11 protein-coding genes are annotated in these 12,904 nt (G+C 60.3%); 6 read left to right on the top strand and 5 right to left on the bottom strand.

Annotated elements, in window-relative coordinates; translation table 11 throughout:
- The first annotated feature begins 53 nt into the window (after positions 1–53).
- Positions 54–1,349, top strand: a complete 1,296-nt coding sequence (locus AMM41_RS05860) for an amino acid deaminase (RefSeq protein WP_089955278.1) — start codon at positions 54–56, stop codon at positions 1,347–1,349.
- A 220-nt stretch (positions 1,350–1,569) separates the two neighbouring features.
- Here AMM41_RS05860 and denD read toward each other — a convergent pair whose 3' ends face one another.
- Together denD and AMM41_RS05850 are read right to left on the bottom strand one after the other, a co-directional pair.
- On the bottom strand, positions 1,570–2,574 hold the full coding sequence (denD, locus tag AMM41_RS05855) for a D-erythronate dehydrogenase (RefSeq protein WP_089954377.1): 1,005 nt from the start codon (positions 2,572–2,574) through the stop codon (positions 1,570–1,572).
- 16 nt (positions 2,575–2,590) lie between these two features.
- The gene (locus AMM41_RS05850; RefSeq protein ID WP_089954373.1) at positions 2,591–4,339 is read right to left on the bottom strand and encodes an IlvD/Edd family dehydratase; all 1,749 of its coding nucleotides are present in this window, start codon (positions 4,337–4,339) and stop codon (positions 2,591–2,593) included.
- 195 nt (positions 4,340–4,534) lie between these two features.
- Here AMM41_RS05850 and AMM41_RS05845 point away from each other — a divergent pair, with 195 nt between their 5' ends.
- The 5 genes from AMM41_RS05845 (at position 4,535) to AMM41_RS05825 (ending at position 9,544) form a co-directional block, all read left to right on the top strand.
- Positions 4,535–5,356 (top strand): FadR/GntR family transcriptional regulator, encoded by an 822-nt coding sequence (locus tag AMM41_RS05845; RefSeq protein WP_089955276.1) that lies wholly within the window; start codon positions 4,535–4,537, stop codon positions 5,354–5,356.
- On the top strand, positions 5,340–5,921 hold the full coding sequence (locus AMM41_RS05840) for a TRAP transporter small permease (protein ID WP_089954368.1): 582 nt from the start codon (positions 5,340–5,342) through the stop codon (positions 5,919–5,921). Before AMM41_RS05845 ends, AMM41_RS05840 begins: the two co-directional genes overlap by 17 nt.
- A complete protein-coding gene (locus AMM41_RS05835; protein WP_089954363.1) occupies positions 5,918–7,216 on the top strand; it encodes a TRAP transporter large permease subunit in 1,299 nt (432 codons plus the stop codon). Before AMM41_RS05840 ends, AMM41_RS05835 begins: the two co-directional genes overlap by 4 nt.
- 39 nt (positions 7,217–7,255) lie before the next feature.
- Complete coding sequence (locus AMM41_RS05830; RefSeq protein WP_089954359.1) at positions 7,256–8,263, top strand: TRAP transporter substrate-binding protein; 1,008 nt, start codon at positions 7,256–7,258, stop codon at positions 8,261–8,263.
- A gap of 87 nt (positions 8,264–8,350) precedes the next feature.
- Complete coding sequence (locus AMM41_RS05825; protein WP_089954355.1) at positions 8,351–9,544, top strand: mandelate racemase/muconate lactonizing enzyme family protein; 1,194 nt, start codon at positions 8,351–8,353, stop codon at positions 9,542–9,544.
- 98 nt (positions 9,545–9,642) lie between these two features.
- Here AMM41_RS05825 and gndA read toward each other — a convergent pair whose 3' ends face one another.
- Genes gndA through AMM41_RS05810 form a run of 3 tightly spaced genes read right to left on the bottom strand, consistent with a single transcriptional unit; the run spans position 9,643 to position 12,892 of the window.
- A complete protein-coding gene (gene gndA, locus AMM41_RS05820; protein WP_089954351.1) occupies positions 9,643–11,052 on the bottom strand; it encodes an NADP-dependent phosphogluconate dehydrogenase in 1,410 nt (469 codons plus the stop codon).
- 9 nt (positions 11,053–11,061) lie between these two features.
- Positions 11,062–11,811: an SDR family oxidoreductase gene (locus AMM41_RS05815; RefSeq protein WP_089954346.1), complete on the bottom strand. Its 750-nt coding sequence runs from the start codon at positions 11,809–11,811 to the stop codon at positions 11,062–11,064.
- Positions 11,812–11,851: 40 nt separating this feature from the next.
- Positions 11,852–12,892: an L-idonate 5-dehydrogenase gene (locus AMM41_RS05810; protein WP_089954342.1), complete on the bottom strand. Its 1,041-nt coding sequence runs from the start codon at positions 12,890–12,892 to the stop codon at positions 11,852–11,854.
- Between the last annotated feature and the right edge of the window lie 12 nt (positions 12,893–12,904).

Here is a 12,904-nt window from a genome sequence, read left to right as displayed (position 1 = left end):
GAGAATCATCGTCAACCGTGGACGCCATGGGCGACATCTTGGAGACAAACAACATGTGGACAGCAGGCACTGAAAGCGATTTTGTACTGAATGCGAGCTGCAAGGGCTACCCCTTGGCGGCCGAGCCTTGCCGTGTTTCGGAGCTGGGGCAGCGAGGCTGGCACCTGCTCGATGACGCGCTGGCTTACCCGGTGGCCGTGCTGCGCCGCCCAGCGCTCACGCACAACCTGGCCTGGATGCAGGATTTTGTGCAGCGCAAAGGCGTGGCCCTGGCCCCGCACGGCAAGACCACCATGTCGCCTGAGCTGTTTCGCATGCAGCTGCAAGCCGGGGCATGGGGTTTGACTTTTGCCAACGTGCACCAGCTGCGTGTGGGCCTGGCCGCAGGCGCACAACGCGCCATCATCGCCAACCAGTTGGTGTCGGATGCGGACCTGGACGGCTTGGACTTCTTGCTCAACCAGTACCCGCAAGTGCGTGTTTGGTTTTTGGTCGATTCGCTGGCGCAGCTCGATGCCCTGGCTGACTGGGGCGCACGTCGGGGCAATGCCCGGTGCTGGGATGTGCTGCTGGAGCTGGGCATTGCCGGTTACCGCACCGGCTGCCGCACGCACGAACAAGCCTTGGCTTTGGCTCAAGCCATCGCAGCGTCGCCCGTTGTGCGCTTGGGCGGCGTGGAATGTTACGAGGGTGGACTCGGCCAATGCGACAGTGCCCACGACATGGAAGCCGTGAGCGCCTTGGTGCGCAGCGTGCAGGCCCTGGTGCAACAAATCGATGAACAGCACCTGTGGGGCGGTGAGGAGGTCTTGTTGTCGGCAGGCGGCTCGGCGGTGTTCGATTTGGTGATCCCCATGCTCAAAACCCAGGTCAAGAGCCGGCCGGTGCAAGGCGTGTTGCGTTCGGGCTGTTATGTCACGCACGACCACTGGAATTACGCCCGTTACCTGAAGCTGGTGGAGGCGCGTGAAGGCTTGAGTGCATCGCTGTTGCCCGCGCTGGAGGTGTGGGCCAAGGTGCAGTCGGTGCCCGAGCCGGGGCTGGCCATTTTGAGCGCGGGTCGGCGCGATCTGTCTTTTGACCAGTGCATGCCCATGCCGGTGCGCTGGGCAGCGAATGGGCAAAGCGGTGAGGGGGCCATGCAGGCCACACCCGAGTCCTGGAAAGTCAAAGCGCTGAGTGACCAGCATGCGCACATGGTGTTTGACGCGGATGGCGTCTGGCCGCAGGTGGGCGACCGGGTGGCACTGGGTATTTCTCACCCCTGCACCACTTTCGACAAATGGCGCTGGATGGCGGTCATCGAAGACGATGGGCGCATCAGCGGGGCGATCAGCACGCATTTTTGAAGTCAGCTTATCGATGCTTCCCTGCGAAGTGTCAAATTCCAGCATCCCATCTCCCCGTAGGTCGGGCCTTTATGGTCCGACAGCCATCTTTCGCGAAGCGACATTTTCAAGAGGCGGTGGTGCACCGAAGATGTCGGACCTGAAGGCACCGACCTACACGATGCTTCGTCCATGGCTGGCGGACCCTCACACTTTTGGGGTGTGAAGGCCTTGAGGTACCTCACTTGAAGCCGTTCAAGGCCTCGGCCGGGTAGCCCGGGCGGGTTTTGCAGTCCTCGATGTACTGCTCAATGATGGCCTCGTAGCTGGTATCGGCCCGCAAACCCAAGGCATGCGCACGCTCGAAGGTGCAACCTTTGGCCCAGTTGTCCACAATGCCCGCGATGCGCTCGTCTTTTTCAAAAGTCACGCGGGCACGCACGGCAGGGCCTGCGACTTTTTCCAGCGCAGCCAGCATGTCGCTGACCTTCACATTCAAGCCGGGCAGGTTCAGCGCCATGCGGCCACCAAAGGCTTCGCGGCTGGCCTCGAACACGGTGATCAAACCATGCACGGTGTTGCCGGGCGAAGAGATGGGGTGGGACACGGTGGCGTCCACTGGGCAAGTGGTGGCGGTGCCCGCCAAAGGCTCGCGGATGATGCCACTGAAGAAAGAGGATGCTGCGCCATTGGGCTTGCCGGGGCGCACAGCCACCGTCATCAGGCGGGCGGCGCGGCCGTCGATGTAGCCCTTGCGGGTGTAGTCGGCCACCATGTACTCGATCATCAACTTGTGGGTGCCATACGACGTTTGTGGCGTGGGCAAGGTGGTGTCGGCCACCAGCGCAGGCATGGGGTTGGCCGCATCCGGGCCGAATACCGCAACAGAGCTGGCAAACACCAAGCGCGATGCCTTGCCGGATGCGCGGATGCTGTCGAGCAACAAGCGCGAGCTGTCCACGTTGGAGCGCAGACCCAGATCAAAGTCCAGCTCGCACTCGCCCGACACGGCCGAGGCCAAATGGAACACGCCGTCAAAACCGCTCTTGAACAAGTCGCCTTGCTCCAGCATGGGACCCGCATGGCCCTTGACCCTTGGGTCGGCCAACAAATCGGCAGGGGCGGGGAACAAATCGGCAATGACCAATTCACTCACGCTTTGGCCGTTCAATTGGCCGCGCTTCAAAATTTCGCGGGCCAACCGAGCGCCCAAAAATCCGGCACCGCCGGTGATCAAAATACGCATGGTTTTTCCTTGGGAATCAATGGTTGTCTTTGGGCACAGCCGAGCCGCGCTGGCCGACCAAAAAGTCCATGTCTGCGCCTTCGTCGGCTTGCAGCACATGGTCGATGTAAAGCTTCCAGTAGCCCGAATTCATGGCGGGCGCGGGCTTTTCCCACAGCGACAAGCGGCGTGCCAGCTCTTCGTCGCTGATCAGCAGTTGCAGTTTGCGCTCGGGCACGTTCAGTTCGATCATGTCGCCGTTTTGCACCACGGCCAGAGGCCCTCCCGCCGCGGCTTCGGGCGTGGTGTGCAGCACCACGGTGCCGTAGGCAGTGCCGCTCATGCGGGCGTCCGAGATGCGCACCATGTCGGTGATGCCTTTGCGCAGCACCTTGGGCGGCAGCGGCATGTTGCCCACCTCGGCCATGCCGGGGTAGCCCTTTGGGCCGCAGTTCTTGAGCACCAAGATGCAGTTCTCGTCCACATCCAAGCTCTCGTCGTCGATGCGTTTGTGGAAATCGTGGCTGTCCTCAAACACCACGGCGCGGCCGGTGTGCACCATCAGTGCAGGTGTGGCAGCGCTGGGCTTGATGACCGCGCCACGTGGGGCCAGGTTGCCGCGCAAGATGGCGATGCCGGCTTTCTCTTTGAATGGGGCCTCGAAGGTCTTGATGACACGTGGGTCGTAGTTCACGGCGCTGGCGATGTTCTCGCTCACCGTCTTGCCGCTCACCGTGACGATGTCTTTGTGCAGCAGGTGCTCGATCTCTTTCATCACCACCGGCAAGCCACCGGCGTAGCAGAAGTCTTCCATCAGGTGCTCACCAGACGGCTGCAAATTCAGCAGACAAGGCAGCTCGCTGCCCAAGCGCTCGAAGTCGTCCACCGTGAGCTTCAGTCCCAAACGGCCCGCAATCGCGATCAGGTGGATCACCGCGTTGGTTGAGCCGCCGATGGCCGCCAGCGTCCGGATGGCGTTTTCAAAGGCTTCGCGGGTCAGCACCTTGCTGATGGTTTGGTCGGTATGCACCATCTCGACAATGCGCCGTCCGGCATCGCGGGCCAGCACATTGCGGCGGCCGTCTACTGCGGGGTAGGCGGCGTTGCCGGGCAGGCCAATGCCCAGGGCTTCGACCATGCTGGCCATGGTGCTGGCGGTGCCCATGGTCATGCAGTGGCCGTGGCTGCGGTGCATGCAGCTCTCCGCTTCAAAGAAGTCGGTCAGTTTGAGCGTGCCTGCGCGAACTTGCTCGCTCATGCTCCACACGCCGGTGCCCGAGCCCAGCTCTTGGCCGCGCCATTTTCCGTTCAGCATGGGGCCGCCAGAGACACCAATCGTGGGCAGGCCGACGCTGGACGCGCCCATCAGCAAGCTGGGGGTCGTTTTGTCGCAACCCATGAGCAGCACCACGCCGTCAATCGGGTTACCACGGATGCTCTCTTCCACGTCCATGGACGCCAGGTTGCGGTACAGCATGGCGGTGGGGCGCAGCAGTGTTTCACCCAACGACATGACGGGGAATTCGAGCGGGAAGCCACCCGCCTCGTACACACCGATCTTGACCTGCTCGGCCAGGGTGCGAAAGTGCGAGTTGCAGGGCGTGAGTTCGCTGAAGGTGTTGCAGATGCCAATGACCGGACGGCCATCAAACTGGTCGTGCGGCACGCCCTTGCCCTTGACCCAGCTGCGGTAGGCAAAGCCGTCGCGGTCTTGGCGGCCAAACCATTGCTGGCTGCGCAGGTCTTCGGGTTTTTTGCGGGGTGGGCTGCCGTTGTTGTCGCTCATGGTGGTGCTTCCGGTGAAAGGTCAAATGGCCAAAGGTTTCAAAATACTATCGTATGACGATTAAAAAACAAGCACCACTTGTAAAGCCAGCGACATTCAGGGAAACCCCTGACGCCAAGATGACTGTCCTAGGGTTTTCCAGAATCCCAAGTGTCCGCTCAATCATCATATGATAAGCAAATCAGTGACACCACCATGAGTAAAAACTTTCACAGACACACCCTCGACTTGCTGGGTCACGCCATCTTGTCGGGTCGTTATGCGGTGGGCGCCAGTTTGCCGCCCGAGCCGCTGCTGTGCGAAGAATTTGGCGTGAGCCGCACCGTGATCCGCGAGGTCATCAAGTCCTTGGTGGCCAAAGGTTTGCTGTTCACGGGCCCCAAGGTGGGCACGCGAGTGCTGCCCGATGCCGACTGGAACTGGTTTGACCCCGACGTGGTGGCCTGGCAAGCTCAGTGTGGCCTGACCCCTGAATTTTTGAAAGACTTGCAAGAGCTGCGCCGCGTGGTGGAGCCTGCCGCCGTGCGTTTGGCGGCCGAGCGGGCCACGTCCGAAGACATTGCAGTGATCGAAGCGGCTTACGCCGGGATGAAAAAAGCAGTGGAAGAGGGGGGCGATTACGTCACGCACGACATGCGTTTTCATCAAGGCCTGCTGCAGGCCTCGCACAACCGCATGCTGGTGCAAATGAGTAAGGCCCTCAACGCTTTGCTGCGCACCAGTTTCGAAATTTCGACCCGAATCAAGGATGGCCCGAAAAATTCGCTGCCGCTGCACCGCGCGGTGCTCAATGCTGTGATTGCCCGCGAACCGGCCAAGGCCGAACGCGCCATCATGGTGCTGATTGAAGGGGCCAAAGACGACATCGACTTGGTGCTGTCGTCGCGCAAAAAGTTACCGATGGTCTCGGGGATGGCCACACCGATCAAGACCCAAGCTCAACCCAAAACGATGTCCAAAGCCATGTCCAAAATGAACATTTCAAAATCAGGGGCTGCACTTGCCAAAAATCATTGATCTCTTTTTCAAACTGCTGGAGTTTCTGGTGGTGGCTTGCCTGGTGGCCATGGTCATCATGGTGTTTGGCAACGTGGTGCTGCGCTACGGTTTCAATTCGGGCATCTCCATCTCGGACGAGATGTCGCGTTACTGCTTCATTTGGTTAACCTACCTCGGGGCCATGGTGGCCATGCGCGAAAAGGGCCACTTGGGTGTGGACACTTTGGTGCGCCGCTTGTCGCTCGGGGGCAAAAAGCTGTGCTTTTTCTTGAGCGAAGTGATGATGCTCGGCTGCAATGTGCTGTTCTTTTGGGGCACTTGGAAGATGCATGATTTGCAAGTGACCAACATTTCGGTGGTGGTGGGCATTTCCATGATCTGGATTTATGGCATTGGCTATGTGACGGCCAGTGTCATGGCCGCGATGAACCTCAACCAGCTGCGCTTGCTGCTGACCGGTCGTCTGAAAGAGGAAGACTTGGTGATGGTGGTCGAATCAGAAGACACCGTGGTGTTGGATGAGCTGACGCCCAAAGCTGCATCGCCCGTGTCCCTGAATTCAGAAGTGCGAGGCCGCGCATGACCATCGCCGTTTTTGTGTTCAGTTTGCTGGGGGCCATGGCCTTGGGTATGCCCATTGCCTATGCCTTGCTGGTGTGTGGCCTGAGCCTGATGGCCTACATGGCCAGCAACGGCATGATCAATGCCTTTGACAGCCAGATTCTGGCGCAGCGCTTTGTCGATGGCGCGGACAACTTTCCCTTGCTCGCGGTGCCCTTCTTCTTGTTGGCGGGTGAGTTCATGAACGCGGGTGGTTTGAGCCGCCGCATCGTGAACCTGGCCATGGCCTGGGTGGGCCATTTCAGGGGCGGTCTGGGTTATGTGGCCGTCATGGCGGCGGTGATCATGGCTTCGTTGTCGGGCTCGGCGGTGGCCGATACGGCGGCACTCGCAGCCTTGCTGATTCCGATGATGAAGCGGGCGGGCTACAACGTCGGCCGCTCGGCGGGTTTGATCGCTTCGGGCGGCATCATTGCGCCGGTGATTCCGCCCTCGATTGGTTTCATCATTTTTGGTGTGGCGGCCAACGTGTCCATCACCAAGCTGTTTTTGGCGGGCATTGTGCCGGGCATTTTGATGGGCGTGGCCATTGGCCTGACCTGGTGGTGGCTGGCCAAGCGCGAGAACGTGCAGCCCGCACCGCGCATGCCCCTGTCTGAAAAACTCAAAGCCACGCGTGAAGGCATCTTGGCGCTGGGCTTGCCAGTCTTCATCATTGGCGGCATGAAGTTCGGTGTGTTCACGCCCACCGAGGCAGCGGTGGTGGCAGCGGTCTACAGCTTTGTGGTGGGTGCATTTGTTTACCGCGAGTTGCAGTGGTCCAAGTTGTACAGCCTGACCTTGGCGGCCGGCAAGACCACCTCGGTCATCATGTTTTTGGTGGCGGCCGCCATGGTCAGCGCCTGGCTGATCACCGTGGCCAACATTCCGGCCGAAGTGGCCCGCATGATGGAGCCACTCATGGGCAACAAGACCTTGCTCATGGTGGTGCTCATGCTCTTGGTGGTGGTGGTCGGAACTGCGCTCGACTTCACACCCACGGTGTTGATCTTGACGCCGGTCCTCATGCCCTTGGTGATCAAGGCGGGCATCGATCCGGTTTACTTTGGTGTGTTGTTCATCATGAACAACGCGATCGGTTTGATCACACCGCCCGTCGGCACCGTGCTCAATGTGGTGTGTGGCGTGGCCAAGATCAACATGGACACGGCCTTCAAAGGGGTCTTGCCGTTCTTGTGGGCGCAGCTCGGTGTGCTGGCCTTGTTGGTTGCTTTCCCTGCCATCGTCATCGAGCCGATGAAATGGATGCTGAGATGATTTCTTAACCCTGTGTGTTTTTTCTAAAAGGAGACAGTCATGTTGAAACGCAGAAATTTGGTGACCCTGATCGCGGGTACATTCCTGGTGGCTTCGAGCGCTATGGCGCAGTTTGCCGACCGCAACATCAAGTTCACCAACGGCGTGAACGAAGACCACCCCGTGGGCGTGGGCGTCAAGAAGATGCAAGAAGTGCTGGCGGCCAAGACCGGCGGCAAGATGAAGATCACCGCCTTCTGGGGCGGTGCAGCGGGCGGTGACTTGCCAGCCACCCAAGCCTTGCGTGCAGGTACGCAAGAGATGGTGTGCACCTCCAGCTCGCCGCTGGTGGGCATCATCAAAGAATTGGGTGTGTTTGATCTGCCCTTTTTGTTCGCCAACGAAAAAGAAGCCGATGCTGTGCTCGACGGTGCAGCTGGCAAGTACTTCAATGCCAAGCTCGAGGCTGCTGGCTTGGTCAACCTGGCCTATTGGGAGAACGGTTTCCGCAACCTCACCAACAGCAAGCGCCCGGTCACCAAACTGGAAGACTTTGACGGTGTGAAAGTTCGCGTGATGCAGAACAACATCTTCCTGGACACCTTCAAGACTTTGGGCACCAACGCTGTGCCCATGGCCTTTGGCGAGGTGTTCACCGCCTTGGAAACCAAGACCATCGACGGCCAGGAAAACCCCTTTGTGACCATTGAAACTTCCAAGTTCAATGAAGTGCAAAAGTACCTGAGCGTGACGCGTCACGCCTACACACCGTTCCTGATTTTGTACAGCAAGAAACTGTGGGACCAGCTCAACCCACAAGAGCAAGCCGTGTTGCGTGAAGCCGCCATGGAAGGCCAGAAAGTGCAACGCGCCGCCAACCGCGCTTTGAACGAGAAATCGCTGGCCAGCCTGAAGACCAAAGGCATGCAAGTCAACGAGGTGAGCGCGGCCGAGCAAAACCGCATCCGTGCCAAAGTCGCTTCGGTGTATGACAAGCACAAGGACTCGATCGGTGCCGACGCCATCAAGGTGGTGCAAGACGAGTTGAAGAAGTCACGCGGCGGTTGATCCCCCGCACTCAGCCTGTTTGCTGAATCCACAAGCTCCACAGCCGCCCGCTGTGGGGCTTTTTTAACGACTGAAATTGGACTTGCCATGAAAATCACGCAACTCGAAACCATCCGCTTGGGCGAATTTCCCAACATCATCTGGGTGCGCCTGCACACCGACGAAGGCCTGGTGGGTCTGGGCGAAACCTTCATGGGGGCGCAAGCGGTCGAAGCGTATTTGCACGAATGGGTTGCGCCCAAACTGGTGGGCCAAGACCCACTGGCCATCGAGTCGCGCCAGCGTGACATCACGGGTTACTTGGGCTGGCGTGGGTCCGGGGTGGAGACTCGCGGCAACTCGGCGGTGGACATTGCGCTGTGGGATATTTTTGGCAAAGCCGCTGGCATGCCGGTCTACACCGCTTTGGGCGGCAAAAGCCGCGACGAGATCCGCGTGTACAACACCTGCGCGGGTTACCAGTACATCCGCAGCAACGTGAACCAAACCAGCAGCAACTGGGGCCTGGGTAACAACGCAGGGCCCTACGAAGACCTGCAAGGCTTTTTGCACCGCGCCGACGAGGTGGCCGAGTCGCTTTTGAGCGAAGGCATCACCGGCATGAAGATTTGGCCCTTTGATGTGGCCGCAGAAAAGTCGCACGGCCAGTACATCAGCCCACAAGACTTGAACACGGCGCTCGAGCCCTTTCGCAAAATCAGGAATGCGGTGGGCGACAAGATGGACATCATGGTCGAGTTCCACAGCCTGTGGCGCTTGCCCATGGCGCAAAAGATTTCACGCGCCCTGCAAGAGTTCGACACCTTCTGGCACGAAGACGCGATCCGCATGGACAGCCTCGATTTGCTCAAGCAGTACGCGGTGGACTGCAAGGCGCTGATTTGTGCGAGCGAAACGCTCAGCTACAAGTGGGGCTTCAAAGACTATTTGCAAACCGGCGTGGCAGGTGTGGCCATGCTCGATTTGAGCTGGTGCGGGGGCCTGACCGAGGCCCGAAAAATTGCCGCCATGGCCGACGCCTGGCAGTTGCCTGTGGCCCCACACGACTGCACCGGGCCAGTGGTGTGGGCCGCTTCCACGCACTTGTCTTTGCACGCGCCCAATGCGCTGATTCAAGAAAGCGTGCGGGCTTTTTACAGTGGCTGGTACAAGGAGTTGGTGACCGAGTTGCCGCAGGTGAAGAACGGCATGATCAGCCTGAACGACAAGCCGGGTTTGGGGTTGGAGTTGTTGCCCGATTTGCACCAACGGGCCGATGCGGTGGTGCGGGTGAGTTTGTAGGAGCCCCGTCCTCGGGGCGAAAGCTCCATCGCGACGAGGGCGTCGCTCCTACAGGAGGGGGGGCTCTTTGTAGGAGCCCCGCCCTCGGGGCGATCAACTCAACCGTTCCAACGTGTATGGAACTTGCCCGGCCGGTCAATCCGCTGGTAGGTGTGCGCCCCAAAATAATCGCGCTGCGCCTGCAGCAAATTGGCGGGCAAACGGGCGGAGCGGTAGGCGTCGTAGTAGCTCAGTGAACTCATGAACGAAGGCACGGCCACGCCGTGCAGGGCGCCCATGGCCACCACTTCGCGCAGGTCCTGGTGGCAGCGGCCCATCACGCCGGCAAAGTGCTGGTCCATCAAGAGGTTGTCGAGGTCTGGCGAGCGTTCAAAGCTGGCACGGATGTCCTCCAGCAGATTCGCTCGGATGATGCAGCCCGCACGCCAGACCGAGGCCACGGTGCCCATGGGCAGTTGCCATTGGTGTTCGCGGTCAGCGGCCTTGAGCAGGCTGAAGCCTTGGGCGTAGGCGCAAATTTTGGAGGCCAGCAACGCATTTTTGATCTGGCCCAGCACCGCTTCGCGTGGGCCTGCGGCGCGGGCTGCGGGCCCTGGCAAGACCTTGGAAGCTTTGGCCCGTTCGGCATGCAAGCCGCTCACCGTGCGTGCAAACACCGCATTGGCAATGGTGGGGGCCGTGACACCCAGGTCCAGTGCAATTTGGCTGGCCCATTTGCCCGTGCCTTTTTGTTCGGCGGTGTCCAAAATCAGGTCCACCAAAGCGCTGCCTGTTTCGGGGTCGGTGTGCGCCAGGATGTCGGCGGTGATGCCGATCAGGTAGCTGGCCATCTCGCCCTGGTTCCATTCGTGGAACACGGCGCTCATTTCGGGCGGGCTCATGCCCAGCAAGTGGTGCATCAACCAATAGGCTTCGCAGATGGTTTGCATGTCGGCGTATTCAATGCCGTTGTGCACGATCTTCACGAAGTGGCCCGAGCCGCCTGGGCCCATCCATTCGCAGCAGGGCTCACCGCCATCGGTTTTGGCGGCAATGGCTTGCAGCATGGGTTTCAGGCGCGGCCAAGCTTCATTTGCACCGCCGGGCATCAAAGCCGGGCCACGCAAAGCGCCTTCTTCGCCACCGCTCACGCCCGCACCCACATAGTGGATGCCCGAGTCTTCCAGCGCCCGCATGCGGCGTTGGGTGTCGGTGTAGAGTGTGTTGCCGCCGTCCATCACCACATCGCCCGCGCTCAGCAATGGGCAGAGTTGGGCCAGCACGGCGTCGACCGCAGCCCCTGCGGGCACCATCAGCCAAACACAACGCGGTGTTTGCAAGCTGCCTACAAGGTCCACCAAAGAAGTTGCCGCCTGCGCCTTGAGCCCCTGTGTACGCTGGCCAAAGCTGTCGCGCTTGGCCGCGTCCAGATCAAAACCACAAACGCCAAAACCGTTGCGTGCCAAATTCAGCGCCAGGTTCTCGCCCATGACGCCCAGGCCCACCAGGCCGATGTCCATCTTCTGCATAGGTCCGATTTATCCCCGACCCACAAAAGGCATGTTGGTGGCCATCACGGTGGTGAACAAGATGTTGGCCGACAAAGGCAACCGTGCCATGGTCAAGAAGGTCTCGACCACGGCGGACATGTCCATGCGCGGCTCGGCTTTGATGGTCAGGTCAGCCTGGTGCACGCCCGAGGCCATTTTGAGCGTCATGTCCGAGGCCACGTTGCCAATGTCGATCTGGCCCACGGCGATGCTGTAAGGGCGGCCATCCAACGACGCAGCGCGGGTCAGGCCCGAGATGGCGTGCTTGGTGGCGGTGTAGGCAATCGAGCCAGGGCGCGGCACATGGGCCGAGATCGAGCCGTTGTTGATGATGCGGCCGCCTTGTGGGCTTTGCTCTTGCATCAGCTTGAAGGCATACGACAAGGTGTAGAACGCGCCGTTCAGGTTGATGTCCACTGCACGGCGCCATTCGTCGCCCGACAAGTCGCCCGGCAAGGTGTAGGGCAGGGAAATGCCCGCGTTGTTGAACACCAAATCGAGGCGGCCAAAACGCGAGCGAATCTGCTCAAACAGCGCTTTGACTTCGGGTTCTTTGGACAGGTCGGTCGGGATGGCGTGGGCATTGCCAGCGTTGGCACCCGCTTCAGCCACGGCTGCAGCCAGCGCATCGGCGCGACGCCCGACCAAAACGACTTGCCAGCCTTCTTGCAACAGGGCCAGGGCGCAGGCTTTGCCAATGCCAGAGCTGGCACCGGTGACGAGGGCGATTTTGGACATGGTGTTTACTTTCTAAAGTGTGCTGGAAAACCCCTGATTCTCAGGCGTTTTGGAAAGAAATCTGTACCTTGAGCGACTGGCTTTTGTCGGCCGCCAAGTCAAAGGCTTCGATGGCGCGGTCCAGTGGCAAAACGCTGGTGATGACAGGCTTGCCGTTGACCAGGCCTTCGTTCAAAAAGCGCACAGCCGTGGCAAATTCGGCATGGAAGCGGAAGGTGCCGCGCAGGTCCACTTCTTTGGCCACGAGCTGCGTCATGGGCAGGCTGATGTCGCCGCCCATGCCCACGGTGATCAGCACGCCGCGTGGCACGATGGTGTCCAGGCCCACGCGCAAAGCGGCTTCGCTGCCCGAGGCCTCGAACACCACGTCAAACTGGCCTTTGTCCACTTTGTATTTGTCCAAGGCTGCTGCATCAGACTTGAGGTTGATGGTCTCGTCTGCGCCCATTTCCTTGGCGCACTTCAGGGGCAAATCGGCGATGTCGGCGGCCACGATGCGGGCCGCACCTGCACGGCGCAAAGCACCAATCAAGAGCGAGCCAATCGGGCCGCAACCGGTCACCAGCACCTGTTTGCCCAGCACGCTGCCTGCGCGTTGGATGGCGTGCAGGCCCACCGACAAAGGCTCGGCCAAAGCGGCTTCAGACAGACTCAGGTGGTCGGCAATCGGGTGGGCCTGGTAGCCCTCGATGATCAGCTGCTCGCTGAAGCCGCCCTGGATGTGCGGAAAGGGCATGGCGCTGCCGTAAAAACGCATATTCAGGCAATGGTTGTGCTGGCCCGCCTGGCAAAAGCGGCAGTGGCCGCAGGGGCGCGACGGCGAGATGGCGATGCGCTGGCCTTGGGGCACGCCGCTCACACCTGCACCCACGCCATCCACCACACCCGAAATCTCATGGCCCAGTGCAATGGGCTGCTTGATGCGCACGGTGCCAAAGCCACCGTGCTGGTAGTAATGCAGGTCCGAGCCGCAAATGCCGCCATAGGCCACATTCACACGCAACTGGTTTTCACCCAAGGCGGGCAGCTCGGTGTCTTCGATGCGCAGGTCTTTGGCCGAGTGGCAGACAACGGATTTCATGGAATGTCCTTG

It is taken from the genome of Limnohabitans sp. 2KL-3 (assembly GCF_001269405.1).
Taxonomy (GTDB): domain Bacteria; phylum Pseudomonadota; class Gammaproteobacteria; order Burkholderiales; family Burkholderiaceae_C; genus Limnohabitans_A.
The sequence above is the reverse complement of the archived record's forward strand: the minus strand, read 5'-3'. Positions and strand labels throughout refer to the sequence as shown.